Origin of the sequence: Leucobacter weissii (assembly GCF_017565745.1) — a bacterium.
Lineage (GTDB): Bacteria > Actinomycetota > Actinomycetes > Actinomycetales > Microbacteriaceae > Leucobacter > Leucobacter weissii.
Map to the genome: position 1 here is coordinate 1 of NZ_JAGDYM010000002.1, position 16,087 is coordinate 16,087.

The window sequence follows — 16,087 nt, forward strand, 5'->3', positions numbered from 1 at the left end:
GGGGGGGGGCCCCCCCGGTTGGTGCCCCCGGGGCCCCGGGGGGGGGGGGGGCCCCTCGGGCCCCCCCGCCCCGAATCGCGTCGCAGCGGATCAGGCGAGCTTGACGCCCGCGCCCGCCTCCTCGAGCTTGGCCTTCGCCTCTTCGGCGGCCTCCTTCTTGGCGGCCTCGAGGACCGTCTTGGGGGCCTCCTCGACGAGCGCCTTCGCGTCGCCCAGGCCCAGGCCGGTCAGCTCGCGCACGACCTTGATGACCTGGATCTTCTTGTCGCCGACCGAGTCGAGGACGACGTCGAACTCGTCCTTCTCCTCGGCGGGGGCGGCGTCGCCGCCACCGGCGGCCGGGGCTGCGGCGACCGCGACGGGCGCGGCGGCCGAGACCTCGAAGGTCTCCTCGAACGCCTTCACGAACTCCGAGAGCTCGATGAGGGTGAGCTCCTTGAACTGCTCCAGCAGCTCTTCGGTCGAAAGCTTTGCCATGATGTTTCTCCTTGGTGTGTGCCGGTGCCGCGGGGTGCGGAGCCGACGGCGGGTCTAGCTGATGAACCGGGTGGTTCTGGTTATGCGCTCTGCTTCTCCTGCAGCGCGCCGAAGCCGCGGGCGGCCTTGGCGGGCAGTGCGTTGAACAGCTGTGCGGCGCCGAACAGAGAGGCCTTCATGGCGCCGGCGGCCTTGGCCAGCAGCACCTCGCGGCTCTCAAGATCGGCGAGTTTGCCAACCTCGGCGGCGGTGAGCGGCTTCCCGTCGAAGAAGCCGGCCTTCACCACCAGCAGAGGGTTTGCCTTTGCGAAGTCACGCAGACTCTTGGCGACCGCCACCGGATCACCGTGCACGAAGGCGAGCGCCGAGGGGCCGGCGAGCTCGTCATCGAATGCGGTGATACCGGCATTGTTGGCGGCGATCTTGGTCAGGGTGTTCTTCGCCACGGTGTAGCTCGCGTGCTCACGGATGCCGTTGCGCAACTCGCGCAGCTCGGCGACCGTCAGACCGCGGTACTCGGTCAGCAGGACGGCGGTCGACTCTTCGAAATGCTTCTGAAGGTCGGCGACCGTAGCTTCCTTCGTAGCCATGGCGCTCCTCTTGGATCGTTGCTCCCGCGCGACGGGTGTCGCCCGGGGCCCGGCCGCCGGCTCTCCTGGAAAACAAGAAAGCTCCGGCGCGCACGCACGGAGCTCGATCAGAGGATCGGATCCTCTGTCCTTCGATTCGTACCTGCGCTGGCCTCCGCTCCTCCTCGTCGGAGGGGCGGACGTTACGGGATTCTGGCGAACCCTGCCGGCGGTCTTGGGCCGTCCGTCAGCCTACCCCAAGCCCCGGCGCCTGGCAAACCCGCGTCCGCCTACTCCGCGACCTTGATCATGTAGCCGGCGCCGCGCACCGTGTGGATCATCGCGGGGCGACCGCTGTCGATCTTCTTCCGCAGATAGGAGATGTAGAGCTCGACCACGCTGGGCTTGCCGGTGAAATCGTAGCTCCACACGCGATCCAGGATCTGCGCCTTCGACAGCACGCGGCGGGGATTCCGCATGAGATAGCGGAGCAGTTCGAACTCGGTGGTCGTCAGCTCGATCGGCTGCCCGTCGCGCTCGACCTCGTAGCTGTCCTCGTTCAGCACCAGGTCGCCGAGGCGCAGCACCGGGTCGGGATGCTGGTCGCGCAGCAGCTGCGACCGGCGCAGCAGCGCCCGCATCCGCGCGATCAGCTCCTCGAGGCTGAACGGCTTCGCGACGTAGTCGTCGCCGCCCGCGGTCAGCCCGTTGACCCGGTCGTCGACGGAGTCGAGGGCGGTGAGGAAGAGCACGGGCAGCAGGTACCCCTCGCTGCGCAGGCGGGAGAGCACCTGGAGCCCGTCGAAGTCGGGCAGCATGATGTCGAGCACCGCGACGTCGGGATCGAAGCTCCGCACCTTCTCCACGCCCTCGGCGCCCGTGGCCGCGGTCGCGACCTCCCATCCGTCGTAGCGCAGTGCCATGGCGACGAGCTGCAGGATCGAGTCCTCGTCGTCCACGATCAGCGCCCGTGCCTTGGCGGTATCGTGTCTCTGTTCGATATCGGTGGCCATAGTTAGGATTATGTCCCTGGCAGCTATGGAACGCCTGGGATCGTGGGAGAATGCTCAGGATGGATGCGACCGGGCGGGGATATCGGACACGGGTGGTGGTCGACGGCTCCGACCGTGTCGCCTGGCTGCGCGCCAGGTCCCGGGGGATCACCGCCACCGACGTGGCGAAGCTCACGAGCCCCCGCTCGATCGACACCGCGGCCTGGCAGAAGCTGCACGGCACCGGCTTCGGAGGGAACGCCTACACCGAGCACGGCAAGGCGCGGGAGCCGGAGATCGCGGCGTGGGTGCTGCGCGAGCATCGCATCGACCCCAGCCGGGCGCTGTTCCACGCCGAGCACGACATCCGCCACCTCGCCACTCCGGACGGACTCGCCGAGCGCGCGGACGGATCGATCGAGCTGGCCGAGATCAAGACCACGAACAAGGAGTGGCGCACGATCCCTCGCCACTACCTTCGCCAGGTCTGGTGGCAGCAGTACGTGCTCGGCGCGGAGCGCACCCTGGTGGTCTGGGAGCGGCACGAGGATTTCGTCCCCGTCGGCGACCCCGAGTGCCGCTGGGTGGATCGTGACGAGAACGAGATCGCGAAGCTGGTGGCGCTCGCCGGAAAGCTCATAGACACGCTCATCGCGCGGAGCGCCTGACACGGGCGAGCCCGGCCGCGAGCGACGTGCCCTAGCGGGGCAGCAGCGTGGTCGGGGAGCCGCCCCCCGGTCGCGGACCGACGCCGAACGGCGCGAGCGGGGGCTGCGCCGCCAGCGAACTGGAGTAGTTCTGCTCGATGAGCTCGTGCAGCGCATCGACCACGAGTTCGGGCCGCGGGACGTCGCGCAGCACCAGGGGCGATTCGGCGCCGACCACCAGTTCGACGTCTCCGGAGCCGAACAGGCGCTGCACCGGGCCGCGTGAGCTGCGCACCTCGCGGATGCGGGCGAGCGGCACCTCGCTGCGGCGATGCACGAAGAACCCCCGGCGCAGGATGACCCGTCTGGTCGTGACCGAGGCGCGCGTCGCGAGCCAGCCCAGCATCGGGGCGATCCCCAGAAGGACGGCGAGGACCGCGGCTCCGGCTCCCGCGGTCCAGTTCATCCAGGATTCCGGCAGCGCGCCGACGAAGTATCCGCTCGCGCCCGCCAGCGCGATCAGCACCAGCACGGGGAGCACGAGCACCCGCCCGTGACGGCGCACGCGCATCACCGGCGCCTCGACCTGGATGGCGGGATCGGGCTGGAGCGTCACGGTGTCATCATCGCCGGGTCGCTATGCGAGCCGACGATCAGGCCGCCGGCCCGGGCGCCGCGGGGTCCCCGTCCGGAGCCGTGTCGGAGGAGGGGGCCTGCTCCGACGCCCGATCCGAGCGGTTCGGCCCCAGCCGGCCGGCGACCTCGTCGTAGAGCGAGGGGGATCCCGGACGCTCCTCATCATGCTCGGCGCGGACCGAGGCCCGTCCGGCTGCCGCACCCGCGGCGCCTCCGGTGACGGCGCCGTTGAGCATGCCCGCCAGGTCGATGCCGACCGTGTCCCGGGCCATGTCGAGCAGGCCCTTCAGATTGCCCATGGCCTCGCCGGCCACCTTGGAGGTACCGTCGGTCGACACCACCGTCATCGTCTCGATGGCCCCGATGGCCTGCGCATACTCGCGCGCGATGTCCGGCAGCAGATGGATCAGCTCCTGGGCGAGCACCGCCTCGGCCTGAGCCTCGAGCGCCCGCGCCCTCGCGTCGATCGCCTGCGCCTCGGCGAGGCCCTTCGCCTCGGTGGCGCGGGCCTCGGCGATGCCCTTGGCCTCGAGCGCCCGCGCCTCGGCCTCGGCCGCGGCGACCGCGGCGGCCGCCTCACCCTTCGCGATCTCCTGCACGCGGTACGCCTCCGCCTCCGCGACGGCGCGCACCTCGGCGTTCAGCTGCTCCTTCTTCAGCGCGACCTCGCGCTGCGCGGTGATCTCCTGCTGCTGCACGATGGCCTGCTTCTGGATCGCCTGCTCCAGCGGATCCGCCGCCGCGGCCTGGGCGCTGGCCTTGTCGGTCTCGGCCTGGATCTCGGCCTGGCGCAGCTTCAACTCGCGGTTGCGGTCGAGCAGCACCTTCTCCGCGGAGATCTTCGCCTCCTGCGACGCCTGGTAGGCGTTGGTCTCGGCGATGTCCGCGGCCTGGCGCACCTTCGCGGCCTCGGGCCGGCCGATGTTCGCGATGTAGTCGGCGCCGTCGCGGATCTCCTGGATCTGCAGGGTGTCGACGACCAGACCCTGCTTGGTCAGCGCCTCCTCCGCGGCCTCGAGCACGCTCTGCGCCACGACCGCGCGGTCGCGGATGATCTGCATCACGGTCAGACCGCCGATGATCGAGCGCAGGGAGCCCGACAGCACCTCCTGGGTCGACTCGTCGATCTCGTCCGAGTTCGAGAGGAAGCGCTGGGCCGCGGCGCGGATCATCTCCTGCGTGCCGCCGACCTTGACCACGGCGACGGCCTGCGCCTGCATCGTGATGCCGTCGGTGGTCTGCGCCTCCGTGGTGATCGAGAGGCGGCGGGAGCGCAGCGAGATGCTGAACGACTTCTGCACGAAGGGCAGGACGAAGACGCCGCCGCCCGTGACCACCTTCTGCCCGGAGAGATCGCGGGTCTCGTGACCCTGCGCGTCGCGGACCTTCTTGCCCTTGCCGCCGGTGACGATGATGGCCTCGTCGGGTTTGGCGATCCGATAGCGCTTGATGATGATGAGTGCGATCAGCACCAGCGCGATGACCGCGCCGAAGATGCCGATGATTGCCGGGCTGAAGAGGATCATGTCGTCTCCGTGGGGTCGGGCTGGGCGTGCGGATGGGTCGAGTTCTCGAGCGGGGCGACCTGCACGGAGGTCGCGGTGAGGGTCTGGGTGATCCGCACCCGCGCGCCTCGGGGGAGGGCCGTGTCGGCGGTGGCCGCCAGCGAGACGCGCTCGCCGTGGCGGGTCAGCGCGACCTCGCCGAGCCCGCCTGCCGGTATGCCGAGCACGACATTGGCCTCCGCGCCGACGAGTTGGTCCGAGGTGACCGCGGTCGTGGATTCCGCGCTGCGGATCAGGCGGCTGAGCCACCAGGCGGCTGCGCCGCCGGCGAGGCCCGCGCCCGCGCCGATGACGGCCGCGGTGCCGGTCGAGGCGCCGGCTCCGACCGCGGCGAAGGCCGCGAAGCCGAAGATCGCGGTGAAGGCGGCGATCGTGGTGAGGCTGAGCGGACCGTCGCCGAAGTCGAACACGTCGAAGATGCCGTCGAGCACGAACGAGAGCAGGAGCAGCAGCGCGCCGACGATGCCGATGACCAGGAAGATGCCGCCGCTGAAGAGTGAGCCGTCGAGGAGTCGCTCGAGCCAGGAGCCGATGTCCACCGCGGAGCCTCCTCACATGCTCGTCCTCCCATCAGTCTACCCGTCGCCGATGGTCGGCGCCGGGATCGGGGTGTCCGCTGCCTCCGGGCGCGTGACGGGCGGAGACCATGATCTCGGCACGGGCGCGCGGTAGACTGCTGCGGTGACCGAGACGAGCCCTGCCGCGCCCGCGCGCGCCGCCGCAGTCCTGCAGCTGCTGCGGGCGCTCTGCCACCTCATCGCGGTGGGCGTGATCGCGGTGTGGGCCTTCCTCGAGTGGCCGCTGCCGTTCCCCGGCATCCTCGCCGGACTGGGATTCCTCCTCGCGACCGTGTTGCTGTGGGCGCTGTTCCTCTCGCCGCGGCCGGTGCTGCGCACCGACCGCTTCGGACGGGCGCTCATCGAGCTGCTGCTCGTCGCGGGCGCCGTCGGCGCGATGCTCGGCCTCGGCCTGCCCTGGCCGATCGCGACGGCCTTCGGCGCGGTCGCCGCGGCGCTCGGGTACGTCGCCGGATCGGAGCGCTGAGCCCCGCCGGGGGAGCGGCCCCGGAATACTCCCCGCCCGCGTCCGGTTGAGACCCACATGACTGATGTGATCCTCGGGCTCGACTCCTTCGGAGACGTGACCCTCGACGAACGAGGGGTCCGGGTGCATCCGGCGCAGGTGCTGCGAGACGTCGTCGAGCAGGCGGCCCTCGCCGATCGCCTCGGCGTCGACGCGATCACCCTCGGCGAGCACCATCGCGACGACTTCGCGATCAGCAGTCCGGAGATCGTCCTCGCCGCCATCGCCTCGCGCACCGAGCGCATCCTGCTCGGCACCGGCGTCACGGTGCTCTCGAGCGACGACCCCGTGCGCGTGTACGAGCGCTTCGCCACCCTCGACGCGATCAGCTCGGGCCGGGCCGAGGTGATCCTGGGCCGCGGATCGTTCACCGAGTCCTTCCCGCTCTTCGGCTACGACCTCTCCGACTACGACGAGCTCTTCAGCGAGAAGCTCGACCTCTTCGCGAAGCTCCGCTCCGAAGGACCGGTCACCTGGTCGGGGCGGCATCGCTCTGCGCTGGTCGATCAGGAGATCTACCCGAAGACGGAGCAGCCGGACGGCGTGCGAGCCTGGATCGGCGTGGGCGGCAGCCCGCACTCGGTGCTGCGCGCCGTGCAGGTCGGCATCCCCATGATGCTCGCGATCATCGGAGGGGATCCCGCGAGGTTCCGGCCGTTCGTCGAGCTGTACCGCAGCACGCAGGCAGAGCTGGGCGTCGTGCCGATGCCGCTGGGGATGCACTCGCCGGGGCACGTCGCGGAGAGCGACGAGCAGGCCCGCGAGGAGCTCTGGCCGCACTTCGCCGAGGGCCGCCGCCGGATCGGCCGCGAGCGCGGCTGGCCTGAGGCGAGCCGCGCCGAGTTCGAGCGCGAGGCGGACGAGGGCTCGCTCTATGTCGGGTCGCCGGAGACCGTCGCCCGGCGGATCGCCGCCGCCGTGCGCGTGCTCGGCGTTGACCGATTCGATCTCAAGTACGCCAACGGCACGATGCCGCACGCGCAGCTCATGAGGAGCATCGAGCTCTACGGCACGACGGTGATCCCGCGGGTGCGGGAACTGCTGGCCGGCTGACTCCTCGGCGGCCGCTCACAGCCGCAGTTCTCGCCACTCGCCGGTGGCGGCGTCGCTCGGCATGCCGTCGAGCAGGCGGATCGTGCGCCGTTCGGGGTCGGTGATCACCGTGGCGAGCGTGCCCCACCGGTCCCCGAGCGGTTTCGTCATGTCGGGTCTGCAGCACAGCGGGGGCTCGCCGTCGCCGCTGAGGAGCAGCTCCACCAGTTCCCCCTCGTCGCGCGGGCGCCGCTCATCCAAGCGCTGCCGGATCAGGTCGAGACGCTCGGACGAGTCGGGCTCGTACACCTCGGTGCGCTGCTCGGCGAGAGGCGTCGGATCCAGGAAGTGATTCGTCCGCTGCACCGAGCCGCGCGATTCGGGGATCGCGAACACCCCGACCGGAGTGATCTCGACCGAGACGGCCCGATCCGCGTCGATCAGGGTGAAGGCCGACGACGACGTGACCGGCGCCTCGCGGATCAGGGCCAGCGCCTCATCCACGGAGGCGCACTCCGAGAGCACGAGTGCGGAGAGCATGTGCATCGGCACGCCGCCGGCGCCGTCGCGCCGATGACCGAGGATGTTGAAGTGCAGCGCGAGCCCTTCCTCGTTGAGGCCGATCTTGCTGAGGATCCCCTGCTCGGTCAGCCCCGCATAGCGGTGGCCGGGCCCCGCCACCTCCTGGGTGTGCCAGAACTCGGCCAGCTCGACGTGCCAGTCCCAGGTCTGGATCGCCACGCGGCGACCGTCGATCGGCACCGAGACCGTCGAGCACTCGCGCACGCCCAGGCCGCTCATCGCGAGGATCTCGGTGCGCGCGTTGAGCGCGGCGACGTCGAGCAGCTCGGCGCCCGAGCCCGCCGCGATCCCCTCGAGCTCCTCGATCAGTTCGGGGCGCCACCTCCCGAGCCCCTCGAGCGTCAGCTCGGCGCCCTGTCGCTGCTGAGCCTCGTTCACGCCCACGGCTCGGAAGAGCCGCGTGTACTGCTCGACGGCGCGCGGCAGGCTCGAGGCGAGCGCCGCGCCGCGCACCCGGCCGAGTTCGGCCCTGGAGGGTGCGGCGAGGTGCAGGTGGCGGCGTTGGTCGGCTGCGGTCATGGGGTTCCTTCTTCGCCCGGGGCGGGCACTCGCTGATTGGTCACGGGTCAGGCGTCGCGTCCGAGCAGCTGGTCGCGCAGGCCTCGCCGAGGCTTCCAGCCGGGCCGGGGCGCCGACGCGATCAGCAGTCGGGTGTATGAGTCCCGGGGGCGATCCAGTACCTCGTCGACCGTGCCGTGCTCGATGACCCGCCCCTGCCGCATCACCACGACGTCGTCCGCGATGTCGCGCACGACCGAGAGGTCGTGCGTGATGAACAGGTAGCTGAGGCCGTGCTCCGCCCGGAGACGTTTGAGCAGCGCGAGCACCTGGGCCTGGACCGAGACGTCGAGAGCCGAGACCGCCTCGTCGAGCACGATGATCTCCGGCTCGGCGGCGAGGGCTCGGGCGATGGCGACCCGCTGCTTCTGCCCTCCCGAGAGCGCCGAGGGCTTCGCATCCGCGTGCCGCTCGGTGAGGCCGACCTCGTCGAAGAGGTCCAGCACCTGAGCGCGCCTGGCGGAGCGATCGAGATCGGGCCGGTGGGCGCGGAGCATCTCGTCGATGGTCGCGCCGACGGGGAGCGATCGGTTGAGGGAGCCCTGAGGGTCCTGGAAGACCATCTGCACCTGTCGCGCGCGCTCGCGCAGGCGTCGCCGCGACGTGGTCGGCTGGACCGGGGTGCCCGCGATGCTCACCGTTCCGGAGTCGGCGTGCTCGAGTCCCACCACGACGCGTGCGAGCGTGGACTTGCCCGAGCCCGACTCGCCGACGACGGCCAGGCACGTTCCGCTGCGCAGCTCGCACGAGACGTCGTCGAGCGCCGTCACGCTCGTGTGGCGGCCGAGGTGGAAGGTGCGGCTCAGACCCTCGACCCGGATGATCGGGGATGGACCTGCTGAGTCCTGCGCGTTCATGAGCCGGTCCCCTCTGCGTCGGCGATGTGCGGCGGCCCGGGATCCGGTGCGTGATGACCGGCCGGGTAGAGCTGGGGACGGGCGTCCATCAGCGATCGCGTGTAGTCGCTCTCCGGGTGATCGCGGAGGTGCTCAGGGGTGCCGATCTCCACGATCCTGCCGTCCTTCATCACGGCGAGACGGTCGCAGACGGCAGCGGCGAGATCGAGATCGTGGGTGACGAAGAGCATCGAGAGGCCGAACTCCCGCCGCTTCTCGTCGAGGATCGCCACCACCTCGGCCTGGGTCGTGACGTCGAGTGCCGTGGTCGGCTCGTCGGCCAGCAGCAGTTTCGGCTGGCCCGAGATCGCGCCCGCGATGATGACCCGCTGCAGCATGCCCCCGGAGAGCTGGTGCGGGTAGGAGCGGAGCACGCGCTCGGTGTCCGCGATGCCGACGTCGCTCAAGAGCTCTGCGGCCCGCGTTGCCGCCGCTTCCCTGCCGAGGCTGCGGGCGTCGCTCATGCCCTCGATGAGGAAGCGGCCGACTGGGAGCACCGGGTTGAGCGCGCCGTGGGGGTTCTGCGCGATCAGCGCGAGGTCGTCGGCGCGCAACCTCCGCAGCCGTTCGCCGCTGATGCCGCGCAGGTCCACGCCGTCGAGGGCGATGTCGCCCGACACGCGGGCGCCTTCCGGTTCGATGCCCAGGATGCAGCGCAGCGTCATCGACTTGCCCGAGCCGGACTCGCCGACGAGCCCCAACGCCTCCCCCTGGGCCAGTTCGAAAGAGTTCCCGTGCAGGATCGCGGTCTCGTCGCCCGTCACCGGGTCGGTGACGGCGAGCGCCAGGTCTCGGACGTTCAGCATCAGCGGGTCCTCCCTGCCGCGCGACGGCCGCCGAGCTGCTCGCCGAGGTAGCCGAAGGCCGCGACGGTGATCACGATCGCGAGGCCGGCGAAGATGCTCTGCTCCCAGTACCCCTGCTGGAGCGAGGGCTGGCCGTTCGAGACCATCAGCCCCCAGTCGGGCGTCGGCGGCTGCACGCCGAGTCCCAGGAACGAGAGCGCGGCGAGCTCGATCATCGCGTAGCCGAAGTTGATCGTCATGCCCGTCAGGATCTGGGTCCGCACGTTCGGCAGGATGTGCCGCACCGTGATCAGGAATCCGGGAATGCCCTGCAGCTGGGCCGAGGCGACGTAGGGCAGGTTGCGCTCGCGCAGCGCGACGGAGCGGATCACCCGCGCCGTGTAGGGGGTGTAGCCGATCGCGAGGGCGATGGAGGCGGTCACGATCGACGGCCCGAAGATGGCGACGGCGAGGATGGCGAGCAGCATGTTCGGGAAGGCGAAGAGGATGTCGAGCACGCGGCCGATGAACGCATCGACCCTGCCGCCGAACCATACCGCGGTGAGGGCCAGCGCCGTGCCCATGACCGCGGTGCACAGGATGACGATGAGGGGTCCGATGAGACTGGTGCGGGCCCCCCAGATGATGCGCGAGAGGATGTCGCGCCCGGACTGGTCGGTGCCCATCAGGTGGGCGAGGCTCCAGGCCTCGTGGCGCGCGGTCACGCTTCCCTCGTAGGGGTCGTAGGGCGCGATCCAGGGGGCGAGGAGCGCGGCGAGCAGCACGACGGCGATGACGACGGCGCTGGCGATGCCGAGCGCGCCGAGCCTGCGACGGAGGCCCGCCCATCCCCCGATCGGCGCGAAGCTCCGGCGGGACCGGCGCAGCTGCACGGCCACGGTGTCCTGGGCGGCGGTTCCCTCGGCCGGAAGGCCGCGGTCCGGGGTCTGCTGGGTCATCGGGCCTGCGCTCCCTTGCTCAGACGGACACGGGGGTCGATCACCGCGTAGAGGAGATCGACGATGAGGTTGATGAGCCCGAAGGCGAGCACCATGATGAGCGCGATCGCCTGCACGACCGCGAAGTCCTTGCGCTGCACGGAGCCGACGAGGAGCGAGCCGATGCCGTCGAGGGTGAAGGCGTACTCGATCACGAACGCGGCGGCCAGCAGGCCGGCGATGTTGGTGCCCACCGCCGTGGTCACGGGCAGCATCGAGTTGCGGATCGTATGCCGCCAGAGCACCAGCCGGCCGGGCACGCCGCGAGCGGTGGCCATCTCGACGTGCTCTGAACCCTGCTCCTCGCGTACGGCGGTGCGCGTGATGCGGGCGACGACCGCGATCGCCGGGAAGGAGAGGGCGACCGCGGGGAGGGTGAGATGCCAGATCCGGTCGGCGAACCCGTCGCCCGCCCCCGAGACCGGGAACCATCCGAGGCCGGATCCGAAGACCGACATGAGGATCAGGGCGGCGAAGAAGGAGGGCACCGCGAAGCCGAGGTTCGAGCCCAGCACCACGACCTTCTCGAAGACGCCCGTGCGGGTCGCGGCGAGCACGCCCAGGCCGATCCCGAGGACGACGATCAGGATCGCGGAGTAGGCCACGAGCCAGAACGTCGTCGGGATGCGGGATCCGACCAGGGCGGCCACGTCCTGCTGCGTGACGAGGGAGCGCCCGAAGTCGCCCTGCACGACGCCGACGAGCCAGTTCCAGTAGCGCAGGAGGAAGGGATCGTCCAGACCGTACTGCACGCGGATCGATGCGAGCACCTCGGGGCTGACCGTGCGTCCCTGCACCAGGAACTGCTCGGGGCTCCCCGGTGCGAGATACATGCCGGCGAAGACGATGAAGCTCGAGACGAGCAGCACCACGGCAAGCGCGCCGACCCGTTTCAGTACGTAGGTCATGTGCGATCCCTCCCTCTCTGCGTCAAGCGCTACTCCGCGGTGCCGAGATCGGCGGCCCAGGGATAGTAGAGGTACACGAACGAGGCGGGCGCGCCGGTGATGGAGGCGTCCATGTAGAGACGCACCCAGAGGTCGGTGACCGGCACCCACGGCTGCTGCTCCATGATCAGCGCCTCGGCCTCGACCGTGAGCTCGGCCCGACGGGTCGGGTCGACCTCGGCCCTGGCCTCGGCCAGCTTCGCATCGATCGCGGGGTCGGAGAACCCGGAGTAGTTCTGATCGCCGTCCGTCTCGGAGAGGCTGCGCAGGTGCGGCAGCGGCTCGGAGGATCCGAGGTAGTTGGTGGTCACGAAGCCGTCGTAGCCTTCGCGAGCCGCGGCGTCCGAGAAGAACGCGCCGAACTGGGCGCTGGGCACGCCGACGGGCTCGAGCGTCACCCCGAGCTCCTGCGCTCCGCGGGCCATCTCGTTCAGGATGTCGGCGTAGAAGCCGCGCTCGCTCGGGTAGGCGATCTTGATCGGCGCCGAGAGGTCGGCCTCGGCCGCGTCCAGCTCGTGCTTCGCGGCCTCGACGTCGTAGCCCAGATCGGGCAGCGAGTCGTCGCGCAGCTGGGCGACCTCGGGGTTCTGGCTCCAGGCGGCCTCCGGCACGACGGAGCGCGAGGCGGACGCGGTGCCCTCGTAGACCGTCTCGGCGATCGCCTCGCGGTCGGTCGCGCGGGTGATGGCCCGGCGCACGGCGGGATCGGCGAAGGCGCCGTTGCCGGTCGGGATGATCGCCATGATCTGCAGGCCCTCGCCGTAGTGGAGGGCGCCGCTGTCGCTGCTCGAGAGCTGCCCGAGCGCTGCGAGCGGCACGTCGTAGGAGCCCTGGATCTCGCCCGTCGAAAGTCCGTTCGAGATCGCCGTCGAGTCGACCACGAAGCCGATCTCGATCTGCGCGGTCTTCGCAGCTCGGTCCTGGTTCCAGTACCCGTCGTAGCGGTCGAGCGTGATGGACTGCCCCTGCTTCCAGTCGCCGACCTGGTAGGGGCCGGTGCACATCACGCCGGCGTCCGGGTTGCCGTAGTTCTCCCCGGCCTCCTCGCGATAGTCCTCCTGCACGACCACGCCCACCATGTTGGAGAGCGAATCGGTGAACACGGCGTCGGGCTCGGCGAGTTCGACGGTGACCTCCCAGTCCGCGGTCTGCTCGATCGACTCGATGTTGGCGGTCGTCGCCGAGGCCCAGTAGCTGCCCTCGTCGGGATCCAGGTGACGGTTCAGCGAGAAGATCACGTCGTCGACGGTCATCGGGGAGCCGTCCCAGAAGGTGACGTCGTCCCTGATGCCGAGCACCCAGGTCTTGCCGTCGGCGCTCTCCGCGGAGGTGGCCAGGTGCGGCTGAACCGACAGGTCGGGCTGCACCTGGTAGAGGGTCTCGCAGAGGTTCGCGACGACCTGGTTCTCCGGGTAGTTGAAGGCCTTGATCGGATCTAGGCTCGCGAGTTCTCCGTAGGCGGAGTTCCACACGATCTTCCCGGCGTCGCCGACCGCCGGCTCGGTGGTGGTCAGGAGTTCGGTCTCGGCGCCGCCGCCGTCGGTGTCCCGGCTTCCCGAGGCGCAGCCCGCCAGGGCGAGGCCGCCGACGGCGAGCAGGGCGATCGTCGCTTTCATCTTTGAGGTTCTCACGTTGCACTCCGTTCGAGTTTCGTCGTTGAATCTCTTTCCCCGGGTCGTCCGAAGAGTGGATCCACGCTCGATCGTAGGCATGCAATTCGATTTGCACAATTCGATTTGCTAATTCGTGATCTTCGTCCGGGGAACGAGATCCGGCAGCGGCCAGAATCAGCGGGCGACCCCTCGGGGCCGGTTATGCTGGGCGGGTGCTTCCCAGGAATCGACGGCCGACCATCAAAGATGTGGCCAAGGCCGCAGGGGTCTCCCCGACGACGGTGTCCCAGGCGTTCAACGGCAGGCGCACGGTGAGCAGGCAGACCCTCGAGCGGGTGCACGACGTCGCGGAGCGGATCGGCTACCGGCCGAACGCGGTCGCCCGAGGGCTGCGGGAGTCGCGCATGAACGTGATCGCCCTCGTGCTGCGGCCCCTCGACACCCTGGAGAGCTTCCTGCCCGAGGGGGTCGACTTCTTCATGCGCTTCGCCGGCTCGGCCGCGCTCTCCGCGATGGAGCACGGCTACAGCCTGATGCTCGTCTCCGATCCGACGAAGCCCGGTGCGCCGGTGAGCTCGCTCGCGGCCGACGTCTGCATCGTGACGGATCCGTTCGAGAACGACCCCGTCCTCACCCTCCTCAAGAACCAGCACATCCCGGCCCTCACGGTCGGAGTGGACCCGGCCCGGCCCGGGGTGGTGCCCTCGATCGACTCGAACACCCGCGCGGAGACCTTCGAGGTGCTCGACCACCTCGAGAGCGCGGGAGGGACGACGGTCGGCCTCGCGCTGGGAACCGACCGCAACGCTTGGAATCTCACGGCGAAGCGGGCCTATGTCGAGTGGTGCGGCGCTCGCGGCCGTGAGCCGATCATCTACGAGAACCCCGAGACGAGAGGCGAGGCCGCCGGCGAGCGGATAGCGGCGGAGGCCTTCGATCGCGTCGACCGGGTCGAGCGGCGCCCGGACGCCATCTACTGCCTGACCGGGCGGCACGCCTCCGGCCTGGTCGCCGCCGCCCGCTCACGGGGAATCCGGGTGCCCGAGGATCTGCTGGTGGCGGCGGGTTCCGACGCGCTGCAGAACCGCACCGGCAGACCCACCGTCACCGCGATGGATCTGCGCCCGGAGGAGACGGCCAGGCGCGCGGTCGAACTCGCCGTGCAACTGTTCGAGGGCAGCGATGCCGAGCTGCCGACCTCGGCGCCGGGCGGGATCCTTCGCGTACGCGAATCGACGTCGCGCGATCCCGTGCGGAGCGCGAGTCGGCGAAGAGGCCCCAGCTCGGACTAGCGCCCGAAGGCGCTTCGCCCTCGGTCGAGCGTAGATCCCCAGCCCGAACCGCGACCCCCTGAGCGAGTTCGCGCGGTGGCGCGATCAGCGACTCGCGGCGAAAGCCGTGCTTTCGCCCCTGAGCGAGTTCGCGCGGTGGCGCGACCAGCGACTCGCGGCGAAAGCCGTGCTTTCACCCCTAAGCGAGTCGCTGCCCCAGATTCTCGTCGATGGCCGCCAGGAACTCCTCGGTCGTGAGGAACGCCTGATCGGGGCCCACGAGCAGGGCGAGATCCTTCGTCATCTTGCCCGACTCGACGGTCTTCACGACGACGTCCTCGAGGGTCAGCGCGAACTCGATCAGCGCGTCGTTGCCGTCGAGCTTGCCGCGGTGCTGCAGGCCGCGGGTCCAGGCGAAGATCGACGCGATCGGGTTGGTCGAGGTGGGCTTGCCCTGCTGATGCTGGCGGTAGTGGCGGGTGACCGTCCCGTGCGCGGCCTCGGCCTCGACGATCCTGCCGTCCGGCGTCGACAGCACCGAGGTCATCAGCCCGAGCGACCCGAAGCCCTGCGCCACGGTATCGCTCTGCACGTCGCCGTCGTAGTTCTTGCAGGCCCAGACGTAGCCGCCCTCCCACTTCATCGCGGAGGCGACCATGTCGTCGATCAGTCGGTGCTCGTAGCTGAGCCCGGCGGCCTCGAAGCGCTCCTTGAACTCGGCGTCGTACACCTCCTGGAAGAGATCCTTGAACCGGCCGTCGTAGGCCTTGAGGATCGTGTTCTTCGTCGAGAGGTACACCGGGTAGTTGCGGGAGAGGCCGTAGTTCAGGGAGGCGCGGGCGAAATCGCGGATGGAGGCGTCGAGGTTGTACTGCACCTGCGCCACGCCGTCGCCCGGGGACTGGTACACCTCGAACTTCTGCGGCTCGCCGCCGTCCTTCGGGGCGAACTCCACGGTGAGCGTGCCCTCGCCCTGGAAGCGGAAGTCGGTGGCGCGGTACTGGTCGCCGAAGGCGTGGCGTCCGATGATGATCGGCTTGTTCCAGCCCGGGACGAGGCGCGGGATGTTCGAGATGATGATGGGCTCGCGGAAGATCACGCCGCCGAGGATGTTGCGGATCGTGCCGTTCGGGCTGCGCCACATCTGCTTGAGGCCGAACTCCTCGACGCGCGCCTCGTCCGGGGTGATGGTCGCGCACTTCACGCCGACGCCGTGCTTCTGGATCGCGTGGGCGGCGTCGACCGTCACCTGGTCGTCGGTCTCGTCGCGGTGCTGGATCCCGAGATCGTAGTACTCGAGGGTCAGATCGAGATAGGGGTGGATCAGGCGTTCCTTGATGAACTGCCAGATGATCCTGGTCATCTCGTCGCCGTCGAGCTCGACGACCGTACCCTCGACCTTGATTTTCGACATGGCTGCTCCGTCTCTGTGTGGG

General features: G+C 69.9%; 17 protein-coding genes. 4 read left to right on the top strand and 13 right to left on the bottom strand.

From position 1 onward, the window contains the following. Positions 1-90 precede the first annotated feature (90 nt). The 3 genes from rplL to J4H92_RS00750 form a co-directional block, all read right to left on the bottom strand. Positions 91-477 (bottom strand): 50S ribosomal protein L7/L12, encoded by a 387-nt coding sequence (gene rplL / locus J4H92_RS00740; RefSeq protein ID WP_208095121.1) that lies wholly within the window; start codon positions 475-477, stop codon positions 91-93. A gap of 80 nt (positions 478-557) precedes the next feature. Then, positions 558-1,067: a 50S ribosomal protein L10 gene (gene rplJ / locus J4H92_RS00745; RefSeq protein ID WP_208095122.1), complete on the bottom strand. Its 510-nt coding sequence runs from the start codon at positions 1,065-1,067 to the stop codon at positions 558-560. Between the two features lie 269 nt (positions 1,068-1,336). Continuing rightward, positions 1,337-2,059, bottom strand: coding sequence for a response regulator transcription factor (locus J4H92_RS00750; protein ID WP_208095123.1), 723 nt, complete (start codon positions 2,057-2,059; stop codon positions 1,337-1,339). A gap of 59 nt (positions 2,060-2,118) precedes the next feature. Between J4H92_RS00750 and J4H92_RS00755 the strand changes: the two genes are divergently transcribed. Beyond that, entirely contained in the window at positions 2,119-2,706 is a 588-nt protein-coding gene (locus J4H92_RS00755; protein WP_208095124.1) for a YqaJ viral recombinase family protein, read from the top strand. 31 nt (positions 2,707-2,737) lie between these two features. Here J4H92_RS00755 and J4H92_RS00760 read toward each other — a convergent pair whose 3' ends face one another. From J4H92_RS00760 to J4H92_RS00770, 3 genes are read right to left on the bottom strand one after another with little or no spacing between them, the layout of a single operon-like run. Beyond that, the gene (locus tag J4H92_RS00760) at positions 2,738-3,301 is read right to left on the bottom strand and encodes a PH domain-containing protein (protein ID WP_341782947.1); all 564 of its coding nucleotides are present in this window, start codon (positions 3,299-3,301) and stop codon (positions 2,738-2,740) included. Between the two features lie 37 nt (positions 3,302-3,338). Further along, entirely contained in the window at positions 3,339-4,847 is a 1,509-nt protein-coding gene (locus tag J4H92_RS00765; RefSeq protein WP_208095125.1) for a flotillin family protein, read from the bottom strand. After that, on the bottom strand, positions 4,844-5,425 hold the full coding sequence (locus J4H92_RS00770; RefSeq protein WP_208095126.1) for a hypothetical protein: 582 nt from the start codon (positions 5,423-5,425) through the stop codon (positions 4,844-4,846). The genes J4H92_RS00765 and J4H92_RS00770 overlap by 4 nt, the downstream gene beginning before the upstream one ends. A 142-nt stretch (positions 5,426-5,567) precedes the next feature. Here J4H92_RS00770 and J4H92_RS00775 point away from each other — a divergent pair, with 142 nt between their 5' ends. Together J4H92_RS00775 and J4H92_RS00780 are read left to right on the top strand one after the other, a co-directional pair. Next, complete coding sequence (locus J4H92_RS00775; protein WP_208095127.1) at positions 5,568-5,930, top strand: DUF2568 domain-containing protein; 363 nt, start codon at positions 5,568-5,570, stop codon at positions 5,928-5,930. A gap of 57 nt (positions 5,931-5,987) precedes the next feature. Then, on the top strand, positions 5,988-7,022 hold the full coding sequence (locus tag J4H92_RS00780) for an LLM class flavin-dependent oxidoreductase (protein WP_208095128.1): 1,035 nt from the start codon (positions 5,988-5,990) through the stop codon (positions 7,020-7,022). Positions 7,023-7,037: 15 nt separating this feature from the next. Here the strand turns inward: J4H92_RS00780 and J4H92_RS00785 are convergent, their stop codons facing one another. From J4H92_RS00785 to J4H92_RS00810, 6 genes are read right to left on the bottom strand one after another with little or no spacing between them, the layout of a single operon-like run. Further along, positions 7,038-8,102, bottom strand: a complete 1,065-nt coding sequence (locus J4H92_RS00785) for a C45 family autoproteolytic acyltransferase/hydrolase (RefSeq protein ID WP_208095129.1) — start codon at positions 8,100-8,102, stop codon at positions 7,038-7,040. A gap of 47 nt (positions 8,103-8,149) precedes the next feature. Continuing rightward, positions 8,150-8,998, bottom strand: a complete 849-nt coding sequence (locus J4H92_RS00790; RefSeq protein ID WP_208095130.1) for an ABC transporter ATP-binding protein — start codon at positions 8,996-8,998, stop codon at positions 8,150-8,152. Next, positions 8,995-9,843: an ABC transporter ATP-binding protein gene (locus J4H92_RS00795; RefSeq protein ID WP_208095131.1), complete on the bottom strand. Its 849-nt coding sequence runs from the start codon at positions 9,841-9,843 to the stop codon at positions 8,995-8,997. The genes J4H92_RS00790 and J4H92_RS00795 overlap by 4 nt, the downstream gene beginning before the upstream one ends. Next, positions 9,843-10,781: an ABC transporter permease gene (locus J4H92_RS00800; protein ID WP_208095132.1), complete on the bottom strand. Its 939-nt coding sequence runs from the start codon at positions 10,779-10,781 to the stop codon at positions 9,843-9,845. The genes J4H92_RS00795 and J4H92_RS00800 overlap by 1 nt, the downstream gene beginning before the upstream one ends. Beyond that, positions 10,778-11,728: an ABC transporter permease gene (locus tag J4H92_RS00805; RefSeq protein WP_208095133.1), complete on the bottom strand. Its 951-nt coding sequence runs from the start codon at positions 11,726-11,728 to the stop codon at positions 10,778-10,780. The genes J4H92_RS00800 and J4H92_RS00805 overlap by 4 nt, the downstream gene beginning before the upstream one ends. A gap of 29 nt (positions 11,729-11,757) precedes the next feature. Then, positions 11,758-13,398 (bottom strand): ABC transporter substrate-binding protein, encoded by a 1,641-nt coding sequence (locus tag J4H92_RS00810; RefSeq protein ID WP_341782948.1) that lies wholly within the window; start codon positions 13,396-13,398, stop codon positions 11,758-11,760. Between the two features lie 230 nt (positions 13,399-13,628). Here J4H92_RS00810 and J4H92_RS00815 point away from each other — a divergent pair, with 230 nt between their 5' ends. Then, positions 13,629-14,672: a substrate-binding domain-containing protein gene (locus J4H92_RS00815; RefSeq protein ID WP_208095135.1), complete on the top strand. Its 1,044-nt coding sequence runs from the start codon at positions 13,629-13,631 to the stop codon at positions 14,670-14,672. A 178-nt stretch (positions 14,673-14,850) separates the two neighbouring features. Here the strand turns inward: J4H92_RS00815 and J4H92_RS00820 are convergent, their stop codons facing one another. Continuing rightward, on the bottom strand, positions 14,851-16,065 hold the full coding sequence (locus tag J4H92_RS00820; RefSeq protein ID WP_208095136.1) for an NADP-dependent isocitrate dehydrogenase: 1,215 nt from the start codon (positions 16,063-16,065) through the stop codon (positions 14,851-14,853). Between the last annotated feature and the right edge of the window lie 22 nt (positions 16,066-16,087).

What these genes read in the sequence shown, in the direction of transcription:
- J4H92_RS00800 (WP_208095132.1), bottom strand. Translation starts at nt 10,781, where the DNA reads ATGACCCAGCAGACCCCGGACCGCGGCCTTCCGGCCGAGGGAACCGCC.
- J4H92_RS00795 (WP_208095131.1), bottom strand. Translation starts at nt 9,843, where the DNA reads ATGCTGAACGTCCGAGACCTGGCGCTCGCCGTCACCGACCCGGTGACG.
- rplL (WP_208095121.1), bottom strand. Translation starts at nt 477, where the DNA reads ATGGCAAAGCTTTCGACCGAAGAGCTGCTGGAGCAGTTCAAGGAGCTC.
- J4H92_RS00755 (WP_208095124.1), top strand. Translation starts at nt 2,119, where the DNA reads ATGGATGCGACCGGGCGGGGATATCGGACACGGGTGGTGGTCGACGGC.
- J4H92_RS00780 (WP_208095128.1), top strand. Translation starts at nt 5,988, where the DNA reads ATGACTGATGTGATCCTCGGGCTCGACTCCTTCGGAGACGTGACCCTC.
- J4H92_RS00790 (WP_208095130.1), bottom strand. Translation starts at nt 8,998, where the DNA reads ATGAACGCGCAGGACTCAGCAGGTCCATCCCCGATCATCCGGGTCGAG.
- rplJ (WP_208095122.1), bottom strand. Translation starts at nt 1,067, where the DNA reads ATGGCTACGAAGGAAGCTACGGTCGCCGACCTTCAGAAGCATTTCGAA.
- J4H92_RS00785 (WP_208095129.1), bottom strand. Translation starts at nt 8,102, where the DNA reads ATGACCGCAGCCGACCAACGCCGCCACCTGCACCTCGCCGCACCCTCC.
- J4H92_RS00820 (WP_208095136.1), bottom strand. Translation starts at nt 16,065, where the DNA reads ATGTCGAAAATCAAGGTCGAGGGTACGGTCGTCGAGCTCGACGGCGAC.
- J4H92_RS00805 (WP_208095133.1), bottom strand. Translation starts at nt 11,728, where the DNA reads ATGACCTACGTACTGAAACGGGTCGGCGCGCTTGCCGTGGTGCTGCTC.
- J4H92_RS00750 (WP_208095123.1), bottom strand. Translation starts at nt 2,059, where the DNA reads ATGGCCACCGATATCGAACAGAGACACGATACCGCCAAGGCACGGGCG.
- J4H92_RS00765 (WP_208095125.1), bottom strand. Translation starts at nt 4,847, where the DNA reads ATGATCCTCTTCAGCCCGGCAATCATCGGCATCTTCGGCGCGGTCATC.